Below are 17,987 nucleotides of genomic sequence, written 5' to 3'. Positions count from 1 at the left end.
ACGCGACCCGGCCGGCCGCTAGGAGGCCTGCTCGGCGGCCAGGTCGCTCAGCCGCTCCAGCGCCGGCAGCGCGGCCACCACTGCCTCGTACTGCTCGGGCGTGAGGCCCTGGAGCAGCGCGGACAGCGCCTCGGCGCGGACCTGACGGCGGTGCGAGACGGCCTCACGGCCGGCGTCGGTGATGCTCACGACCACGGCCCGCCCGTCGGTGGGGTCGGCCGTGCGCTCGGCCAGCCCCTCCTTCTCGAGCCGGGTGACCAGCTGCGTCATGGCGGGCTGACTGATCCCCTCGGGCGCGTAGAGCTCACACAGGCGGTGCGGGCCGGAACGCTCGAGGCGGCGCAGCGTGGAGGCAGCGGTCAGGCTCAGCGGGCCGCGGGGCGTCAGCCGGCGGAGCGTCTCGTAGAAGTGCTCGAAACCGGCGGCGACGGCCGCGTCCTCGGCGGGCATGGTCTGATCCGTGATGGCGGGCTGCACATCCAATTTATATCACCCGCTTATGTACGACGGAATTCGCCCGAACGTGCGGGGCCGTCCAGCAGACCTGCGGGCGACCGAAATGTCACCATGCAGAAATGGTCGACGCCGCGGACCGCTACTCCTGGCTGCACCCGCACCTGGGCACCACGACCAGGGGCGGCCACGCCCCGCGCGAGTACGTGGTGGCCCTGCAGCACGTCGCGCTGGCGCTCGACGCCGACCCGCGCTGGCGCTCTTGGTGGCACGAGTCCGGCCTCAGCGCCTGTGAGCTGGGCATCGTGGCCGAGGGACGGCTCGACCACCTGCGGCCCAGCGCCGACATCCGCCGCCTCGAGGACCGCCTGCAGGCCAACTTCACCTGCGCGCTGCCGACCGGCACGGCCTCGGCCGAGCGCACCGCGGCCGACGAGGTGCGGGCGATGTTCGAAGTGATCCGCCAGGCCCTCACACTGCCCGTGCTGCCGCCCGACCCGCCCCTGCCGAGCCCGCCCCGCGACGTCCCCGACGTGCCGGTCACCGCCAAGCGCCTGCCCGAGCCCACACACGAGCCCGAGGTGCAGGGCTATCTGACGCTCACCCAGATCCAGGAGTTCTTCGCCTAGGAAGCCGATCGGGCGAGGGCTACGAGCTCGCGTAGCTGTGCGAGCGCATCGCTCTTGGCCGGCCCTTCGGGCAGCTCGCGGTGGGCGGCCGCGACCAGGTCCGAGCGCAGCAGCGCATAGATCTCCTCGCGACCCGCGTCGGGCAGGTCGGGTATCCACAGGCTGCCGAGGTCCTCGGCCACGACCATGCGGAGCCAGGCGGCGGTCTTCTGGTCGTCGAGGCGCGGGATGAGGTATTCCAGCGTCCATTCGAAGAGCCCGCCCGTCGCCTGCCAGTCGTGGCCCGGCCGGACCATGATGAGAGCCGCCATTGTCGCCGTCCCAGGATGAAGACCCGCGGTGCCAAGCCCTGCTCCGTCACGAACTTTTCCACCTTTGCCACCTGGTCGGCGGTGAACTGCGAGACGTCCACCGGCACCAGGTCGGCCTTTTTCAGGTGCAGCACGATCTGCTGCGAGAAGCGCGCCCACTGCCGTTCGAACCGGTGCGCCGCGAACGGGCCCACCGCGTCGTACGAGCGCCCGCCCTGGTCGATCCAGTCGGCCCGGCAGCCGGGGGCGGCCCGGGTCAGGCGTACGCCGAGTTCGGCCTCGATCAGGACGGCCGTGACCGACTCGTTGGGGCGGTAGCGGCCGGTGGCCGGGTCCATCCCCAGCGCACGGATCCGTGCCCGTTCGGGTCGCGGATCCGGCGTACGCATGTCAGCGCTGCACTCGCTCGGGCCGGTGCGCACCAGGCGCTCGCAGCGGCGGCGGGCTCGGCTCCTCGGCCGCGCTCGGCTCCTTGACCGGGCCGGGCTCCTGCGCCGGGCTCGGTTTCGGCGCCGGGGGCAGGGGCGGCGGATCGATCGGGTCCGGTTTCGATTCCGGGCGTGGGGCCGCGGGCGTGACCACCACCGGGACGCCGCCCTGCCCGATGCCCGCGTAGATCACCGGCCGAGCGCCGCGCAGGATCAGCGCGTGCAGCACGCCCAGCGCGGCCACCACGGCCAGCGCGGTCGGCACGATCCAGCGCATCGGCGAGCTGCCGGGCACGCCGAACAACAGGGCCAGATCGCGGAACGCCAGGTAGGCCACCGCGCCCAGGGTCACCGTCGAGACCACCGGCGCGACGAACCGGGTGAACGCGCCCTCGCCGTTCGGCACGCGGTTGAGGTGCAGCAACGCCGTCACCGAGGTGACGATCAGCAGCACCAGCAGCCCGAGCCCGCCCGCGATCATGAGACGGCGCCCGGTCGTCGGGGCGTCGGCGACGTTGGTGGCCGCGGCCACCAGGAACAGGGCGGCCACGGCGGTCTGGGCCAGCGAGGCGGCGCGGGGGGCGAACGTACGCCGGGACGTGCGCCCCAGCCCGGCCGGCAGCACCCGCTCGCGGCCGAGGGCGAACAGGTAGCGCGAGACCACCAGGTGCAGCCCCAGGATCGCCGCGATCAGGCCGGTGAGCAGCATCAGGCGCCCGAGGGTGACCGCCCACGGCGCCAGCCGGGCCCCGGCCAGGTCGAACAGCAGCTCGGAGCCGCGGGACCGGGCCAGCCCGGCGATCCGGTCGGGGCCGACCGCAGCACTCAACGACCACGAGGTGACGGCGAGCAGGATCGCTAAGGCGGCCACGGTGACGTAGGTGGCCGAGCCGGGATCCCGGCGGGGGCGGATCGCCTCCTCGGCGTACGCGCCGGTGGTCTCGAACCCGGCGAACGCCAGCACCCCCACGGCGAGCAGCAGGCCGAGCGCGGGCAGGTCGACAGTGGACGGCAGCACACTGCCGGCGACGAGGCCACCCTCGGCCGGGTCGAGCACGTTGGCCGTGGCGAACCCGGCGACGACGGCCACCTCGGCCAGCACCAGCAGGGCGAGCAGGCCGCCGGCGATCTCGGCCCGGATCGGGCCGAGCAGCGCGACGAGCAGCCAGCACCCGGCCGCGACCACGAACCACTCGACCGACACGTCGAACCAGCTGCGCAGGAGCGGAGCCGCAGCCGCGCCCACCAGGCCGTACAGGCCGAGCTGGATTGCCTGGTAGCAGGCGACGGCGAGCCACGCGGCGCCGACCCCGGCCGGGCGGTTCAGCCCGCGGGCGACGTACGTGAACATCGCCCCGGAGAACGGCGCGCGGTGGGCCATGGCGGCGTAGCCGGCCGAGAAGAGCAGGAGGACGACGCCGAGAGCCAGGAAGCTCAGCGGAACCAGAGGCCCGCCGCCGGTGGCGTAGGCGGCGGGCACCACGGTGATCAGAACGGCGATCGGCGCCGTCACGGCCAGCGCGAAGAACACGACGGCGGCCGCGCCGAGACGGCCGGGGGCGAGGGTGTGCGGCGACTCCTCGGGCGTACCCACGCCCCTATTTGATCCTGAAGAGTGACCACCTGACAACTGGCCGTAAGGTTTCACTCACGGCTCAATGAGGATCTTCCTTCCGACGCCGGCCCGGAACTGGTCGAGCGCCTGCGCGTAGTCGTCCAGCGGGAACCGGTGACTGACGAAGATCGACGGGTCGAGCACCCCGGCCGCGAGCAGCTGCCCGGCCCGATCGAAGCTGTGCAGCACCGCCATCGAGCCGGTGATCGTGATCTCGCGCCGGTAGATCTCGTACGGCTCGATCGCGACCCGGGCGTCATAGCTCGACACTCCGAACTGGAGATATGTCCCACCGCGCCCGACCCTGGACAAACCATCCCGGATCGCCGCCTCGGCTCCCGTACAGTCGATCACCACGTCGAAGCCCCGCGGCGCGTCCAGCTCGGCGGCCGAGGTGGTCGTGGCCGTGCAGCCCAGCCGCTCGGCCGTCTCGAGCCGGGCCGGGTTGAGATCCACCATGGACACCGACTCGGCCCCGGCCCGTTTGGCCAGTTCAAGCATCATCAGGCCCATGGTTCCGGAGCCGTAGATGAGGTACGAGGTGGCCATCGCCCGCGGCAGCACGTCGAACCCGCGTACGGCGCACGAGAGCGGCTCGATCAGAGCCGCGTCCCGGGCCGCGAGGTGGCTGGGCAGCTTGAACAGGTTGGCCATCGGCGCCGCCACGAACTCGGCCGCGCCGCCGCTGACCGTGACCCCGATCGCGGCCCAGTTCTCGCACTGGTTGCCCCGCGCCCGCTTGCAGTAGTAGCAGTAGCCGCAGTACAGCGACGGGTCGACCGCCACCTGGTCGCCGACCGCGTAGTCGCTGACCTCGGACCCGACCGCGACGATCTCGCCGGCGAACTCGTGACCGGGCACGATCGGGAACGACGGGGCGAACTCGCCGTCCATGATGTGCAGGTCCGTCCCGCAGATGCCGGTCGCGGCCGGTTTGACCACCACGTCGGTCGGCCCGGGGGTCGGGTCCGGCACCTGTTCGACGGCGATCGTTCCCGGTGTGACGACAACGGCTGCTCTCACTTGACGGCTCCCATCGAGAGGCCCCGGACCAGCTTGTTCTGGGCCACCCAGCCGGCGATGAGCACCGGCAGCGAGACGATCGTGGCCGCCGCGCACAGCCGGGCCAGGAAAGCGCCCTCGGACGAGATGAAGCCGACCAGGAAGATCGGCGACGTGCCCGAGTTCGTCGCGGTCAGGTTGACGGCCAGGAAGAACTCGTTCCAGGCGAAGATGAAGCAGATCAGCGCCGTCGCGGCCAGGCCCGGGCTGACGATCGGCAGGATGATCTTGCGGATGCTGGTGAGCAGGCCGGCGCCGTCCACCTCGCCCGCCTCCAGCACCTCACGCGGCACCTCGAGCAGGAACGAGCGCATCATCCAGACCGCGAGCGGCAGGTTCATGCTCGTGTAGAGGATGACCATCGTCCAGATGTTGTCGAGCATGCCCAGGTGCTTGACCAGCAGGTACACGGGCAGGAAGGCGGCCACGACCGGCATCATCTTGGTGCTGATGAAGAAGAACAGCGAGTCGCTCCACTTGGCCACGGGACGCAACGACAGGGCGTACGCGGCCGGGGTGGCCAGCAGCACGACCAGGATCGTCGAGAAGACGCTGGCCATCAGCGAGTTGAGCAGGAACGGCGTGATGTTGCGCTCGAAGACCTGGGTGTACTGGGCCAGGGTGGGCGCGAAGAACCAGGACGGCGGGTTGGTCGCCGCGTCGGCCTCCTGCTTGAAGCTGGTCAGCACCATCCAGATGACCGGGAAGACGAACACGATCCCGGCGATCCAGGCGGCGATGCCCCAGATCGAATTGTGGAGGCGCGCCCTCATCGGTTCTCCTCCATCTTGAACAGGCTCGAGATGACCCGCAGGGCGAAGGTGGCGACGATGATCGTCAGGATCACCACGATGACACCGGCCGCGGAGGCCTCGCCGTACTCGAACTTGCGGAACATGGTCAGGTAGATCTCGTACGGCAGGTTGGTCGTTGCCGTGCCGGGACCACCCTGGGTGATGCTGAAGATCGCGTCGAACGTGTTGACCAGGTAGATCGAACCGAGCAGGGCGCCCAGCTCCAGGTACTGCCGCAGGTGCGGGATCGTCATCCGGCGGAAGATCTGCCAGGCGTTGGCCCCGTCGACCTTGGCCGCTTCCAGCACCTCGTGCGACTGCGACTGCAGGCCGGCCAGCAGGATCAGCATCATGAACGGCGTCCACTGCCAGACCAGCGTGGTGATCACGGCCGCCTTCGGATACGACGAGACCCAGTCGGTCGAGCCGCCGAAGATGCCGTTGATCAGGCCGTACGTCGGGTTGAAGAGAGCGTGCTTCCAGAGCAGCGCGGCGGCGATCGGCATCACCAGGAACGGCGTGATGAGCATGGTGCGGACGATGCCCCGGCCGAGGAACTTGCGGTCGAGCAGCAGCGCGAACACCAGGCCGAGGATGAGCGAGAAGATCACCGCGCCGGCCGTGAGCACCACGGTGTTGAACAGCGCCGACCGCAAACGCGAGTCGGAGAGAACCGTGACGTAGTTGTCGAACCCGACGAACGGCTTGTCCCCGGGGCGCAGCGCGTTCCAGCTCGTGGTGGACAGATAGATCGTGTAGAGGAACGGCACCTGCGTGACGATGATGGCGAAGATCAGCGCGGGCAGCAGCGGCGCCCGGCGTACCCAGCGGTCTTTGGCTCCGCCCTTGGTGGGCGGGGCAGGCGCCTGGGTGCGCCTGCCCGGCCGGGCGACCGTAGTGGTCACTTACTTGTACTTCTTCGCCACGTCTTCGGCCTGCTTCTGACCGTCGGCCAGCGCCTTGTCGACCGTGTTGCTGCCGGCGATGGCTGCGCTGACCTCCTGCGACACCTTGGTGCCGAGGTCGGCGAACTCGGGGATGCCGACGAACTGCACGCCCAGCGCGGGCCGCGGCTGCACACCTGGGTTGGTCGGGTCGGCGTGCTCGATCGAGCCCAGCGTGACGTCGGCAAACGCGGACGCTGATTCCTTGTATTCCGGGATCGAGTAGGTCGAGGTGCGCTTGCCGGAGGGGACCCGGGACCAGCCGAGTTGCGCGCCGACCAGCTTCTCGTAGTCCTTGCTGGTCGCCCAGCTCATGAACTTCCAGGCGGCGTCGGCCTTCTTGGTGGTCTTGGGCATCGCCCAGGCCCACGTCCACAGCCAGCCCGAGTACTCGGTCTTGTTGACCGGGGCGTACGCGTAGCCGACCTTGCCGGCGACCTTGCTGGCGTTCGGGTCCTCGAGCGTGCCCGCGGCCGACGTGGCGTCGTACCACATGGCCGCCTTGCCCTGGCCGAACGTGTTCAGGCACTCGGTGAAGCCGGACTGCGGGGCGCCGGGCTGACCGTGCTGCTTGAGCAGGTTGACGTAGAAGTTGGTCGCTTCCTTGAACTCCGGGGAGTTGACCTGGGCGTTCCAGTCCTTGTCGAACCAGGTGCCGCCGTACGTGTTGACCACGGTGGTCAGCGGCGCGAACAGCTCACCCCAGCCGGGCAGGCCGCGCAGGCAGATGCCGGAGATGCCCTTGCTCTTGTCCTCGACCTTGGCCGCGTACTCGGCGACCTGGGCCCAGGTCGGCTTCTCGGGCATCGTGATGCCCTTGGCGTCGAAGAGTTCCTTGTTGTACATGAGGAACGAGGACTCGCCGTAGAACGGCGCCGCGTAGAGCTTGCCGTCCTCGCCGCTCAGCGACGACACCATCGGCTTGATCAGGTCGGCCTTGTCATAGGCGGTGTCCGCGTCCATCTGCGTCGACACCTCGTGCAGCCAGCCGTTCTTGGCCCAGATCGGCACCTCGTACGCGCCGACCGTGGCCACGTCGTACTGCCCGCCCTGGTTGGCGACGTCCTGGGTGACCTTGTCCCGCAGTTCGTTCTCCGGGAGGATCGTGAACTTCACGGTGATGCCGGTCTGCTTCGTGAAGTTCTCGGCGGTCAGCTTCTGGATGTCCTCCATCTGCGGGTTGCCGACCATCAGGGCGGTGATGGTGTTGTCGGCCGAGTCGCCGCCACCGCTGGTGGTCGAGCCGGCGCCCGAGCACGCGGCCGTGAAGGCCAGCAGCCCGACCGCCACCACAGCTAGTTTTTTGGACATGGTGGAACCTCCGTTTTATTCGAAAACGGCGAGTGGGGAGTTGTTGAATCAGACCCGGATGACCTGGGGGCCCAACCGGGAATAGCGGTTCGCCTCGGAAACCGGTAATGCGGTGTCCGTGACCAGTGACTCGAAATCAGATATCTCGGCGAATCGGCAGAATGTGCGAACGCCGAATTTCGTGTGAATGCCGACGAAGACCCGGCGCCGGGCCGCCGCCACCGCCCGCGCCTTCACGTCGGCGACGGCCGGGTCGGGTGTCGTGAGCCCGACCTCGCGGGAGATCCCGTTGGCCCCGATGAAGGCCAGGTCGATCACGAAACCGGAGACCATGGCCGCCGCCCAGTGGTCGACGGTGGCCAGCGTGCGCCCCCGCACCCGGCCCCCGAGCAGCAGGACCGTGGCCGGCGAGTTGGCCGCCATCCAGGCCGCGGTGTTGAGCGACGCGGTCACCACGGTGAGCGGCCGGTCGGCCGGCAGCGCCTCGGCGATCAGCTGAGGGGTGAACCCCTCGTCGATGAAGATCGTCTCCGCGTCGCCGATGAGCCCGGCCGCGGCGGCCGCGATCCGCCGCTTTTCGGGCACCCCGCGAATGGTCCGCATGGCGAGGTCGGTCTCGAATTTCGCGGTCTCCACGGGGTAGGCCCCGCCGTGCGTCCGCCGGATCAGGCCGTGCTTCTCGAGCAGCCGCAGATCGCGGCGAATGGTTTCGGCGGACACGTCGAGTTCGGCCGCGAGTTTCGCGACCTCGACCTCACCGTGCCGGCGGGCCAGGGCGACGATCTGATGCTGCCGCTCGTCCGCATTCAATTGCCGCCACCTCCCGCCTCGTTGACCGACCTATTTGTAACACCGGAGAAACCTGTGGCCTCCATCACAAGCTCACGGACTTCGTTGTTTACTTGCCCGTTTGATCGGGTCCCGAGGTCGCTCAAGATCGTTCCAAAGTACGACCAAGCGCGCTAATCGCCTGACCGTTTCCCCGGAAATCATGCCCACATCGTGACCGGTCGTGTGAGCTCGGGCGGGCCCGTTTCCCTCAGGTCGCCGCGTCCGGGGACGACTGACAAGCCGTGCTAGCGACAGATCAGCTCGGTGAGTTCCTCTCGGCGGTCGCCGACCGTCCCGACGGTCCGGCCGCGCACCACGCTGCCGTGGAATGCGCGGCGCGCGCCCTCGGCGCCGACATCGCCGTCCTCATGATCGACGGCGGCGTCGTGGCGGCCATCGGCCTGCCCGCCGACAAGGTGCCCGCTCATCCGCTGGCCGAGGTCGCCGCCGGTCGGCGGAGCACCCTCGAGCTGCCGTCCGGCCGGTACGCGGCCACCCACGCCACGATCGGCGGGTCGGCCACCGGGGTGCTGATCCTCGGGCGTACCCGTGGGCCCTTCACCGCCGAAGAGGTGTGCCTGCTCCGTGGGCTGGCCCGGGTGCTCGAACTCAGCCTCCAGTCGCTGCACATGATCGAGTCCGAGCGCCGCTACGCCGAGGAGAACGGCCGTCTGCTCGGCTACCTCGACCAGGGCCGGCGCGTCTTCGAGGAGATGGCCGCCGTGCAGCGCGCGATCGGCCGCCGCCTGCCCGTTCCGCAGATCTTCGACATGGTCCTGGCCGCCGTGCGCGACCTGCTCGGCGTGGACATGGTCGCCATCAACCTGCTCGAACCGGACGACCGTACGCTCGGCAGCACCGTCGCCGCCCTCGGTGTGCCGCCCGGCGCCGCGGCCAAGCGCCACCGCATCCCGATCGCCTCGGGCGGCGTCTCCGGCCTGGCCATCCTCGGTGACGAGCTGGTCGCCGTCGAGGACTACGCCTCGTGCCCGATCGCCCTGCCCCCGATGACCGCCATCCAGCTCGAGTCCGTGATGGCCGCCCCCGTGCGGGTCAACGGGCACGCCGTCGGCAGCCTCACCGTCGGCACGTTCGGCTCCCGCCGGGTCTGGGAGAAGCCGGCCAAGGAGATCCTGCAGGCGTTCGCCGAGCACCTCAGCCTGGCCCTGACCGACGCCCGCACCCTGGAGGCGATGAACCAGGCGTTCCTCGACTCGCTGACCGGCCTGGCCACCCGCGCGCTGTTCCAGACCCGCATGGAGGAGGCCCTCGGCCCGACCGGCCTGGGCGCGGCCGTGCTCTTCGTCGACCTCGACCGTTTCAAGGTCGTCAACGACTCGCTCGGGCACGCGGCGGGCGACGCGCTGCTGACCGGCGTGGCCGACCGCATCCAGAGCTGCCTGCGCGACGGCGACACGGCCGCCCGCCTCGGCGGCGACGAGTTCGCGGTGCTGCTGCCGGGCGTGCTCGACGCCGGCGAGGCCGTGCCGGTGGCCCAGCGCATCCTCGACGCCCTGCGCGAGCCGTTCGACCTGCTCGGCTCCGAGACCTTCATCAGCTCGAGCATCGGCGTCGCGTTCAGCGGGCCCGACCAGCACGCCGTGGCCGAGCTCATGGTCCACGCCGACCTCGCCATGTACCAGGCCAAGAAGCACGGCAAGGACCGGTTCGAGGTGTTCGAGCCGGCCATGCAGGAGGCTTTCCAGGAACACATCGCGCTCGAGGCCGACCTGCGCCGAGCCGTCGTGCGGCACGAGTTCGAGCTGCGCTACCAGCCGATCGTGCACCTGCACACGGGCGAGATCACCGGCGTCGAGGCGCTGATCCGCTGGATGCACCCCGACAAGGGCATCGTGCCGCCGATGGACTTCATCCCGCTGGCCGAGGAGACCGGCATGATCGTGCCGATCGGCGAGTGGGTGCTGCGCGAGGCGACCGCCCGGGTCGCCCAGTGGAACGCCCGGCGTGAGGGCCCGCCGCTGACGGTGAGCGTCAACATCTCGGCCGTACAACTCGAGCAGGCGGCGCTGGTCCACGTGGTGGACTCGGCCCTGAAGTCGGCCGGCCTGGCCCCCGACCGGCTCGTCCTCGAACTGACGGAGTCGCTGCTGGTCGATCACCGCGCGGCCACGCTGGAACGGCTGGGGGCGCTCAAGGCGCTCGGCCTCCGCCTGGCCATCGACGACTTCGGCACCGGCTACTCGTCGCTGGCCTACCTGCGCCGTTTCCCGGTCGACATCATCAAGATCGACAAATCCTTCGTGGACGACGTCGTGGACGAACCCACCGCGGCCGCGCTCACCCACGGGATCATCCAGCTGGGGCGTGCGCTCGAACTGTCGACCATCGCCGAGGGCATCGAGCACGCGGGCCAGCTGACGTCGCTGGCCGGCGGCAACTGCGAGCTGGGCCAGGGCTACTACTTCGCCGAGCCCCTGACCGGCGCCGCCATCAGCGACCTGCTCTTTCCCTGACTCGGCCCGCGCTGAGCCGGTTGTCAACAGCGCGCCGATCGCGGCGATCCGCGCGACAATGCGGACCGTGCGCGAGCGACCCGTTGGCCTGAGCGACGACGATCTGATCCGCGGCCTGGCCGAGGGCTGGAACCTGCGGACGCGAGAGATCGAGTTCCTCCCCGTGGGCGCCGGCGGCTACCACTGGGCCGTCGACGGGCGCTGGTTCGTCACCGTCGACGGGCGATCCGATCTGCCGACCTTGCAGCGAGCGCTGGGCACGGCCACCGCACTAAGCGAGGCCGGCCTCCGGTTCGTGCTGGCCCCGGTCCCCGACCGCGAGGGCGCCGGACGACCGGGCCGCCGTACTCGATCTCTTGATCGACCTGCACCGGGCGGCGCCGCCACCGATCGCGCTCGCCACCGACCTGCGCCTGCCCGGCCGCGCAGACCTGGAAGCAGCGCTGGCCGACCGGCACCACCCGTGGACGACCGGCCCGTACGCCGAACCGGCCCGCCAGACCCTGATCCGTCATGCCCCCCGCGTGGCGGACTGGCTCCAGGAATTCGACGAGCGGGCCGCCGCCGTCTCCCCCAGAACCGACTGGGTCGTCACCCACGGCGAGCCCCACCCCGGCAACGTCCTGCGAACCCCCGGCGGCCCCCGGCTGATCGACTGGGACACCGCCCGCCTGGCCCCGCCCGAACGCGACCTCTGGATGCTGACCAGCACGATGTTCGGCGCCCCACCGGAGAACGACGACACCGTGCTGACCCACTACGAGCACCGCACCGGCCACTCGGTCGCGCGCGGCACGCTCGCCTTCTACCGCCTCTGGTGGACCCTGGCCGACCTGGCCATCTACACCGACGAACTCCGCCACCCCCACACAGCCGGCCCCGACCGCGACGACTCCCTCCGCTACCTCACGGCCTACTTCGAGTAGAGCTGGGCGACGATGGCGGCCAGGTGGGGTGGTTCGAGGCGGTCGGGGAGGGTGGGGAAGTCGGTGGGGCTGACCCAGGCGTGGCCGAGCAGCTCTTCCACCTCGTACGGCATCAGGCCGGCGGCCGAGAGGGCCGGGCGCGCTGTGTCGTAGTGGGCCGCGAAGAACTGCTCGTTGCCCGTGAAGAGCCGGCCCTTCCACTGGGCCTCGCGGTGGACGTCGATGAAGTTCTCGCTCACGCGGGCCGGGTCGAGGCCGGTCTCCTCGGCCAGTTCGCGGCGGGCCGTCTCGAGGGGCGTCTCGCCCTCCTCGATGCCGCCGCCCGGCGGTTCCCACAGGCGGGCGCCGTCGTGCGGGTCGCGCCAGTTCATCAGGAGCACCCGGCCGTCGGCGTCGAAGCAGATTACGCGTACGGCCGGGCGGTGGAAGGTCTCCATGATCCGACCTTAGGCGCGGGCCGCCGCCGGCAGTAGGGCCTCGAAGTCGGCGGCCGGCATGGGGCGGGCGAAGAGGTAGCCCTGCGCGGCCCGGTAGCCCAGCTCGCGCAACCGCTCGGCCTGCTCGGGGGTCTCGACGCCCTCGGCCACCGCGTGCAGTTGCAGCGCCCCGGCCAGGTGGGCCACGCCCGCGGCGACCGAGACCCGGCCGTCCGGGTCGGCCTGGGTGAACGCGCGGTCGAGCTTGACCTCGTCCAGCGGCACGTCGTGGAGCAGGCTGAGCGGCGAGCTTCCGGTGCCGAAGTCGTCCAGGGCCAGTTTGACGCCGAGCGCGCGCAGCTCGTTGAGCACCGTGAACGACTCGCCCGGTTCGACCGGCATCGACTCGGTGATCTCCAGGGTGATCTGGGCCGGGGCTACGCCGTACTCCTCGAGCAGGGCCGCCACGGCGGTGGCGAAGTCCGCTTCGCGCAGGTCGCGGGCCGAGATGTTGATGTTGAGGAGGGTGCCGGCGGGCCAGGTCGACAGGTGGCGCAGCGAGGCGCGCAGCACCCAGCGACCGAGGGGCACGATCAGGCCCGTACGTTCGGCCAGCGGCAGGAACGTGTCCGGCGCGAGCGTGCCGTGGACCGGGTGGTTCCAGCGCACTAGGGCTTCGGCGCCCAGCACGCGGTGGTCCTCGTCGAGCGCCACGATCGGCTGGAAAAGCAGGAACAGTTGCTCGTCGCGGATCGCGTCCTGCAGGTCAGAGCCGACGGAGGTGGCGGCCATGTCCGCGTTGTAGTGCAGCGCGGCCGTGCCGGGGAGCGCCTTGGCCGCGTACATCGCAATGTCGGCCTGTCGCAACAACACGCTCGGGTCGTCCCCGGCCCGGCCGTCGGCGATGCCGATGCTGGCTCGGATGGGCAGCTCGTGCCCGTCGACAGGCACCGGCGCCCGCAGCGAGTCGATCATGCGCTGGGCCGCGAGGTCGGCCGCGGCGGGGTCGGCGCCGTCGATCACCACCACGAACTCGTCGCCGCCGAGCCGGGCCACCGTGTCCTCGGCCCGCAGGCAGCCGGCCAGGCGCTGGGCGACCGCGATCAGCAGCTGGTCGCCGATCTCGTGGCCCAGGGTGTCGTTGACCTCTTTGAAGTCGTCGAGGTCGATCAGCGCGACGGCGACCGGACGGGCCCCCGGGCTGTCCAGCGCCCGCCGCAGCCGCTCGTGGAACAGCACCCGGTTGGGCAGTTGGGTCAGCGCGTCGTGGGTGGCGTTGTGGTCGAGGCGACGCAGCAGCCGGCCGTTGTCACGGAAGGCCGTGATCTGGCGCAACACGACGACGGCAGTGAGCAGCACGGCCGCCACCACGACGATCCGCTGGGTGGCGCCGTCGGCCTGCCAGGTGACCGCGAGCAGCAGTCCGTCGACCACCGCGACGGCCAGGTAGGGCAGGAAACTGAACGGGCGCCGGCGAACCGGTTTGTCCCCGCGGCGCGGGCCGGGCCGCACCGCCCGCTGCCGGCGGTTGGCCAGCACCGCGCAGAGGTAGAGGGCGGGCAGGTCGATCATGTCCGGGTACAGGTTGGGGTTCCACGACTCGAACAGGGGGCGCAGCACGGGACCGATCGCGCCGATCGCGACGGCGACGCCGATGAGTCGCAGCGCGCCCGCGTCCATGTGGTTCTGGCTGGTCAACAGGAACTTGGCCACGGCGAAGACGGCCAGCAGGGCCAGCGTGCTCAACACCAGCGAGGTGTAGAGCAGGCGCGGGTCGCCGTCCTCGAGCGCGTACCGGCCGCTGAAGTGCCACAGGTAGACCGCGCAGGCCAGCATCACAGTGCCCGCGTCGAGCACCACCCGGAACAATTCGCCCCGGGTCTGCTGGCCGAACGGGAGGCGCAGCAGCGTGTACATGACGAGCACGACGGCGATGCCCTGGAAGGCGATCTGCCCGAGGTTGGCGCCGGGCCGGGCCGGATCGGGCACGGTCAGCACGTGGTAGGCCTGAGCCGCATTGCCGAGGCCGACCGGGATGCAGATCACGCCGATCCGTCGCCAGAACTGGCGTACGGCCGGTGGGAGATGCTCGGCCCGGCCGGTGCGGAAGCTGTCGAAGGCGAGGACGGCCGCGCCGATCACGCCGGGCAACCAGAGCAGCACCCAGGGGATCACCGGGTTGACCGCGTTCACGATGACGCCGGCGGTCACCACCGCCAGCAGCGCCGCGGACACCCGCAGTGTTCGCCCCATCCGGTCGCCTCCTCGAGGAAAATGCTCCCGTTTGATCGGCGAACGGCACCCCGGGGTGAGGAATTGCGCTGTGACCCAGGTCCCCGGCGGGAAGGCGGGACGAGCGGCCATACTTTGACACTGTGCTGCGACCTGCGACCTATGCCGAACGGGACCTGATCCTGCCCTGGCGCAACCACGAGTCGGTGCGTGCCGTGAGCCTGACCACGCACGAGATCAAGCCCGAGGAGCATGCGAGGTGGTGGGAAAAGCGGTGGCGTGATGTGCTGATCTACGAAGACGATGCAGGCACGCCCGCCGGCGTCGTCATCTTCGACGGCAACACCTGGTCCTTCTATCTGGACGCCGCGGGGCTGGGCGACCGACTGCTCTTCGCGTGGATGCGCCTGGAGAAGGAGGCCGTCGACTACGCCTTCGGCCCGCTCGGCCTGGAGACCCTGGGTGGCGAGACACTCGCCGACAACAAGCAGGTACTCGCCCTGCACCGGCGCTTCGGCTTCAAAGAGACGCGGCGCTACGAACGACTCGTCGACGGTGAGATGAAGACCGTCGTCTGGACGGAGAGAGGGAAGTAATGACTCAGTTCGGGCCCGAGAAGCGGCCGTACATCGTCGCGGAGATGTCGGGTAACCACAACGGCTCTCTCGACCGGGCGCTGGCCCTGGTCGACGCGGCGGCGGACGCCGGCGCGGACGCGATCAAGATCCAGACCTACACGGCCGACACCATGACTGTGGACGTCAAGCACCCGCGCTTCCAGATCTCCAAGGGCCACGAGCTGTGGTCCGAGGCTTATCTGTACGACCTGTACGAGCGCGCGCACACGCCGTGGGACTGGCACCAGCCGATCTTCGAGCGCGCCCGTGAGCGCGGCATCACGCCGTTCTCCAGCCCCTTCGACCGCACTGCGGTCGAGCTGCTCGAGAAGCTCGACGCCGCGCTCTACAAGATCGCCTCGTCCGAGATCACCGACCTGCCGCTGATCCGCCTCGCGGCGAGCACGGGCAAGCCGATCATCATCTCGACCGGCATGGCCTCGGTGAAAGAGATCGCCGCCGCGGTCGAGGCCGCCGAGGGCGCCGGCGCCACCGACATCACCGTGTTGAGCTGCACCGCGTCCTACCCGGCGCCGCCCGAGTTCACCAACCTGCGCCGCATCCCGGTCCTGGCCCAGATGTTGGAGCGGCCGATCGGCCTCAGCGACCACACGCACGGCATCGGCGTGCCGATCGCCTCGGTCGCGTTCGGCGCCTGCCTGATCGAGAAGCACTTCACGATGGACCGGGCCGACGGCGGCGTCGACTCGGCCTTCTCGCTCGATCCGGCCGAGCTCAAGGCCATGCGGATCGAGACGGAACGGGCCTGGCAGGCGCTGGGCACCACGCACATCGGCCCGACCGAGGCCGAGAAAGAGGGCCTGCGGTTCCGCCGCTCGCTCTACGTCGTGGCCGATGTCAAGGCGGGCGACAAGGTCACCCCCGAGAACGTACGGTCGATCCGCCCCACCGGCGGGCTCGAGCCCGACGCCATCGGCCTGGTCATGGGCCGCACCTTCACGGCCGATGCGGCCAAGGGCACGCCGCTCAGCTGGGAACTGATCTAGACCGCACCAAAAAGGGGGCCCCTCGGGGCCCCCTTTTCTCACACCTGCGTCTGCGCCTGCGTCTTGGCGGCTGCCTTGCGGGCCCGCCGGCTACGGACGAACTTGCGGCCGTCCCGCATGATCACGCGGTAGCCGCTGCGAGCGACCATGAGGACCCGGCCCGGCCAGGTCTTCTTGTAGAACTGGACCTCCCAGTCCATCTTGCTGACCGCGAGGTCGCGCGACTTGATCATCTGCTCGGTCCACTCCATCATCGCCAGCAGATGGCTCGCCTCGTACCGCTGGCGCCACAGCGCCTCGGTGAGCTCGCGGAAACCGGGGATGTCGACCGAGGCCGTGCCGGGCGACACCGCCAGCAGCTGCAGCCGCCGGTCGTGCTGGTCGGCCAGGCTCAGGTCGAACTCGGCCGCCTCGAGCTGAACGTGCAGCTCGACCGCCGCCCGCACCCGGTCGGCGTCGACCCCCCGGCCCACCATGCCGAGCATGATCGCGGTCAGGTCGACCGCGCTCGACGTGATCTGCCACGGGTTGGGCTGGCTCGACGTGATCAGCTGGACGGCGAACTGCCAGACCGCGCGAATCTCGGCCGTGTCGACCGGCACCGGCTCGATCGGCTCCCAGCGGGTGGGCAGCAGGGCCGGGCCCTGATCGGTGACCAGCACGTCGGCCAGACCGGCCAGCGCGACCGGACCGGTCAGCAGACCGTCCTGGGCCTGCCCGCGCAGCCAGGCGTCGAACTGGGTCAGCTCGAGGCGCAGGGCGCGCAGGTCGGCGGTGGCGGCGTGGTGCAGCAGGCGCTCTTCGAGCACGTACCCGGCGTCGGCGCCGGGCGCGGACGGCTCGCTGACGCGGCGCAGCCCGGCCCGCTCGAGCGGGCCCGAGAGCGGCTCGAGAACGGTGGTGCGGACGTCGCCCTGGTGCGACGAGACCTCGTACGCGAAGGTGCCGCTCGGGTCGCCGACCAGCAGCTCGTGCCGGTCGAGACCGGCGACCTCGCCCGCCCGGGCGATGACCAGCCAGGCCGGGGCCACCGAGGCCTCGGCGCCGGCCCGCAGGGCCCGGCTGACCAGGCGGCGCGGGTCGCTGAGGACCGGACGGTTGCGGTAGGCCGCGGTGATGGCCTGGGACAGCGCGGTGCCGAGCCGGGGCCGCAGCGGCGAGGTGACCGTGCCGAGCAGACCCCCGCCGACCAGCACGGTCGGGACGGACGGCTCGGGGAACACCGCGTACGACGCGCCGACGGTCAGACCGGACTCGGCCAGGCGGGCCGCCAGCTGCTCCTGCGAGGCCGGGCGCTGGGGGTCGTTCTCGTCCTCGGGCGCGTCCCAGTCGGAGTCGAGACGCTCGCGGGCGCCCGGCTCGAGCCGGACAGTGTGGTGCACGCCCAGGTGGTTGTCGTGGACCAGCAGCAGGACGCCGTCGGGGCGGACCGCCTCGGCCAGCCGGTCGATCAGCCGGGCCGGGGACATCTGCTCGCCCTCGGTCGAGTTCAGCCGCTCGACCCCGTCCGCCGCGACCACCAGGTCGAAGCGCTCACCGGCGTCGAGCTTGACCGCGGCGCCGGACAGCACCGTGACCCGCGAGTGGTTGCGGGCCGCGTCCTCGGCGTCGATCAGCGAGCGGAGCAGCCAGGTGACCGAGGCCCCGCTGTCGGCCAGCGCGACGACGACCTCGTCGGCGTGCGGCCCGGCGACCAGCACCGCGCGTCCGGGACCGGCGTACTGCCCGATCAGGTGGCGCAGGACGGCGCCGCGGGGCAGCGCCTCGCTGCGCTGCGAGTCGCGGTCGCTCCAGTTGAACATCTCGCCGCCGATGCGCCGCAGGTTGTTGACCGGCGGTGCGCTAAGCGCAGCAGCGAAGTCCGTACCCTGGTTGGGAAGCAGGGCAGCGGAGCGCTCCGACATCACTTCACCCTCTCTGTGGAAGCTGACCGACCC

The 17,987-nt window shown here is 70.6% G+C and carries 16 protein-coding genes; 5 read left to right on the top strand and 11 right to left on the bottom strand.

Annotated elements, in window-relative coordinates; genetic code table 11:
- Window positions 1-18 precede the first annotated feature (18 nt).
- Window positions 19-477, bottom strand: a complete 459-nt coding sequence (locus tag M1L60_RS23055; protein WP_253239551.1) for a MarR family winged helix-turn-helix transcriptional regulator — start codon at window positions 475-477, stop codon at window positions 19-21.
- 98 nt (window positions 478-575) lie between these two features.
- Here M1L60_RS23055 and M1L60_RS23050 point away from each other — a divergent pair, with 98 nt between their 5' ends.
- On the top strand, window positions 576-1,082 hold the full coding sequence (locus M1L60_RS23050) for a hypothetical protein (protein WP_253239550.1): 507 nt from the start codon (window positions 576-578) through the stop codon (window positions 1,080-1,082).
- Here the strand turns inward: M1L60_RS23050 and M1L60_RS23045 are convergent.
- The 7 genes from M1L60_RS23045 to M1L60_RS23015 all read right to left on the bottom strand — a co-directional run bounded on the left by M1L60_RS23045 (window position 1,079) and on the right by M1L60_RS23015 (window position 8,357).
- A complete protein-coding gene (locus M1L60_RS23045; protein WP_253239549.1) occupies window positions 1,079-1,393 on the bottom strand; it encodes a hypothetical protein in 315 nt (104 codons plus the stop codon). The two genes, M1L60_RS23050 and M1L60_RS23045, sit on opposite strands and share 4 nt — an antisense overlap.
- Window positions 1,394-1,783: 390 nt before the next feature.
- Window positions 1,784-3,415 (bottom strand): APC family permease, encoded by a 1,632-nt coding sequence (locus tag M1L60_RS23040; RefSeq protein WP_253239548.1) that lies wholly within the window; start codon window positions 3,413-3,415, stop codon window positions 1,784-1,786.
- A 54-nt stretch (window positions 3,416-3,469) separates the two neighbouring features.
- Window positions 3,470-4,459: a zinc-dependent alcohol dehydrogenase family protein gene (locus M1L60_RS23035; RefSeq protein WP_253239547.1), complete on the bottom strand. Its 990-nt coding sequence runs from the start codon at window positions 4,457-4,459 to the stop codon at window positions 3,470-3,472.
- Complete coding sequence (locus tag M1L60_RS23030) at window positions 4,456-5,271, bottom strand: carbohydrate ABC transporter permease (protein WP_253239546.1); 816 nt, start codon at window positions 5,269-5,271, stop codon at window positions 4,456-4,458. The genes M1L60_RS23035 and M1L60_RS23030 overlap by 4 nt, the downstream gene beginning before the upstream one ends.
- On the bottom strand, window positions 5,268-6,197 hold the full coding sequence (locus M1L60_RS23025) for a carbohydrate ABC transporter permease (RefSeq protein WP_253239545.1): 930 nt from the start codon (window positions 6,195-6,197) through the stop codon (window positions 5,268-5,270). The genes M1L60_RS23030 and M1L60_RS23025 overlap by 4 nt, the downstream gene beginning before the upstream one ends.
- Window positions 6,198-7,547 carry an ABC transporter substrate-binding protein gene (locus tag M1L60_RS23020; protein WP_253239544.1) on the bottom strand — a complete coding sequence of 450 codons (1,350 nt, stop codon included), beginning with the start codon at window positions 7,545-7,547 and terminating at the stop codon, window positions 6,198-6,200.
- Window positions 7,548-7,595: 48 nt separating this feature from the next.
- Window positions 7,596-8,357, bottom strand: a complete 762-nt coding sequence (locus M1L60_RS23015) for a DeoR/GlpR family DNA-binding transcription regulator (protein WP_221379669.1) — start codon at window positions 8,355-8,357, stop codon at window positions 7,596-7,598.
- 263 nt (window positions 8,358-8,620) lie between these two features.
- On the opposite strand from M1L60_RS23015, the gene M1L60_RS23010 reads away from it, so the two are divergent.
- Window positions 8,621-10,852 carry a putative bifunctional diguanylate cyclase/phosphodiesterase gene (locus M1L60_RS23010; protein WP_253239543.1) on the top strand — a complete coding sequence of 744 codons (2,232 nt, stop codon included), beginning with the start codon at window positions 8,621-8,623 and terminating at the stop codon, window positions 10,850-10,852.
- Window positions 10,853-11,208: 356 nt separating this feature from the next.
- Window positions 11,209-11,778, top strand: a complete 570-nt coding sequence (locus M1L60_RS23005) for a phosphotransferase family protein (protein WP_253239542.1) — start codon at window positions 11,209-11,211, stop codon at window positions 11,776-11,778.
- Here M1L60_RS23005 and M1L60_RS23000 read toward each other — a convergent pair.
- Together M1L60_RS23000 and M1L60_RS22995 are read right to left on the bottom strand one after the other, a co-directional pair.
- The gene (locus M1L60_RS23000; protein WP_253239541.1) at window positions 11,766-12,215 is read right to left on the bottom strand and encodes an NUDIX hydrolase; all 450 of its coding nucleotides are present in this window, start codon (window positions 12,213-12,215) and stop codon (window positions 11,766-11,768) included. The genes M1L60_RS23005 and M1L60_RS23000 overlap by 13 nt on opposite strands.
- 9 nt (window positions 12,216-12,224) lie before the next feature.
- On the bottom strand, window positions 12,225-14,447 hold the full coding sequence (locus M1L60_RS22995; RefSeq protein ID WP_253239540.1) for a putative bifunctional diguanylate cyclase/phosphodiesterase: 2,223 nt from the start codon (window positions 14,445-14,447) through the stop codon (window positions 12,225-12,227).
- A 122-nt stretch (window positions 14,448-14,569) separates the two neighbouring features.
- Between M1L60_RS22995 and M1L60_RS22990 the strand changes: the two genes are divergently transcribed.
- Both M1L60_RS22990 and pseI read left to right on the top strand, forming a co-directional pair.
- Window positions 14,570-15,022 carry a GNAT family N-acetyltransferase gene (locus M1L60_RS22990; protein ID WP_253239539.1) on the top strand — a complete coding sequence of 151 codons (453 nt, stop codon included), beginning with the start codon at window positions 14,570-14,572 and terminating at the stop codon, window positions 15,020-15,022.
- Window positions 15,022-16,050 carry a pseudaminic acid synthase gene (gene pseI, locus M1L60_RS22985; protein WP_253239538.1) on the top strand — a complete coding sequence of 343 codons (1,029 nt, stop codon included), beginning with the start codon at window positions 15,022-15,024 and terminating at the stop codon, window positions 16,048-16,050. Before M1L60_RS22990 ends, pseI begins: the two co-directional genes overlap by 1 nt.
- A 38-nt stretch (window positions 16,051-16,088) precedes the next feature.
- Here pseI and M1L60_RS22980 read toward each other — a convergent pair whose 3' ends face one another.
- Window positions 16,089-17,954 (bottom strand): class I SAM-dependent methyltransferase, encoded by a 1,866-nt coding sequence (locus M1L60_RS22980; protein ID WP_253239537.1) that lies wholly within the window; start codon window positions 17,952-17,954, stop codon window positions 16,089-16,091.
- Window positions 17,955-17,987 lie beyond the last annotated feature (33 nt).

The sequence above is a fragment of the Paractinoplanes aksuensis genome (assembly GCF_024137025.1).
Lineage (GTDB): Bacteria > Actinomycetota > Actinomycetes > Mycobacteriales > Micromonosporaceae > Actinoplanes > Actinoplanes aksuensis.
Note: the sequence above shows the minus strand (reverse complement) of the source record. Positions and strands in the feature narration are given on the sequence as shown.

Excerpts from the sequence above, each read along its gene's own strand:
- M1L60_RS23050 (WP_253239550.1), top strand. The coding sequence starts at position 576 with ATGGTCGACGCCGCGGACCGCTACTCCTGGCTGCACCCGCACCTGGGC.
- M1L60_RS23045 (WP_253239549.1), bottom strand. The coding sequence starts at position 1,393 with ATGGCGGCTCTCATCATGGTCCGGCCGGGCCACGACTGGCAGGCGACG.
- M1L60_RS23030 (WP_253239546.1), bottom strand. The coding sequence starts at position 5,271 with ATGAGGGCGCGCCTCCACAATTCGATCTGGGGCATCGCCGCCTGGATC.
- M1L60_RS23020 (WP_253239544.1), bottom strand. The coding sequence starts at position 7,547 with ATGTCCAAAAAACTAGCTGTGGTGGCGGTCGGGCTGCTGGCCTTCACG.
- M1L60_RS23000 (WP_253239541.1), bottom strand. The coding sequence starts at position 12,215 with ATGGAGACCTTCCACCGCCCGGCCGTACGCGTAATCTGCTTCGACGCC.
- M1L60_RS22995 (WP_253239540.1), bottom strand. The coding sequence starts at position 14,447 with ATGGGGCGAACACTGCGGGTGTCCGCGGCGCTGCTGGCGGTGGTGACC.
- pseI (WP_253239538.1), top strand. The coding sequence starts at position 15,022 with ATGACTCAGTTCGGGCCCGAGAAGCGGCCGTACATCGTCGCGGAGATG.
- M1L60_RS22980 (WP_253239537.1), bottom strand. The coding sequence starts at position 17,954 with ATGTCGGAGCGCTCCGCTGCCCTGCTTCCCAACCAGGGTACGGACTTC.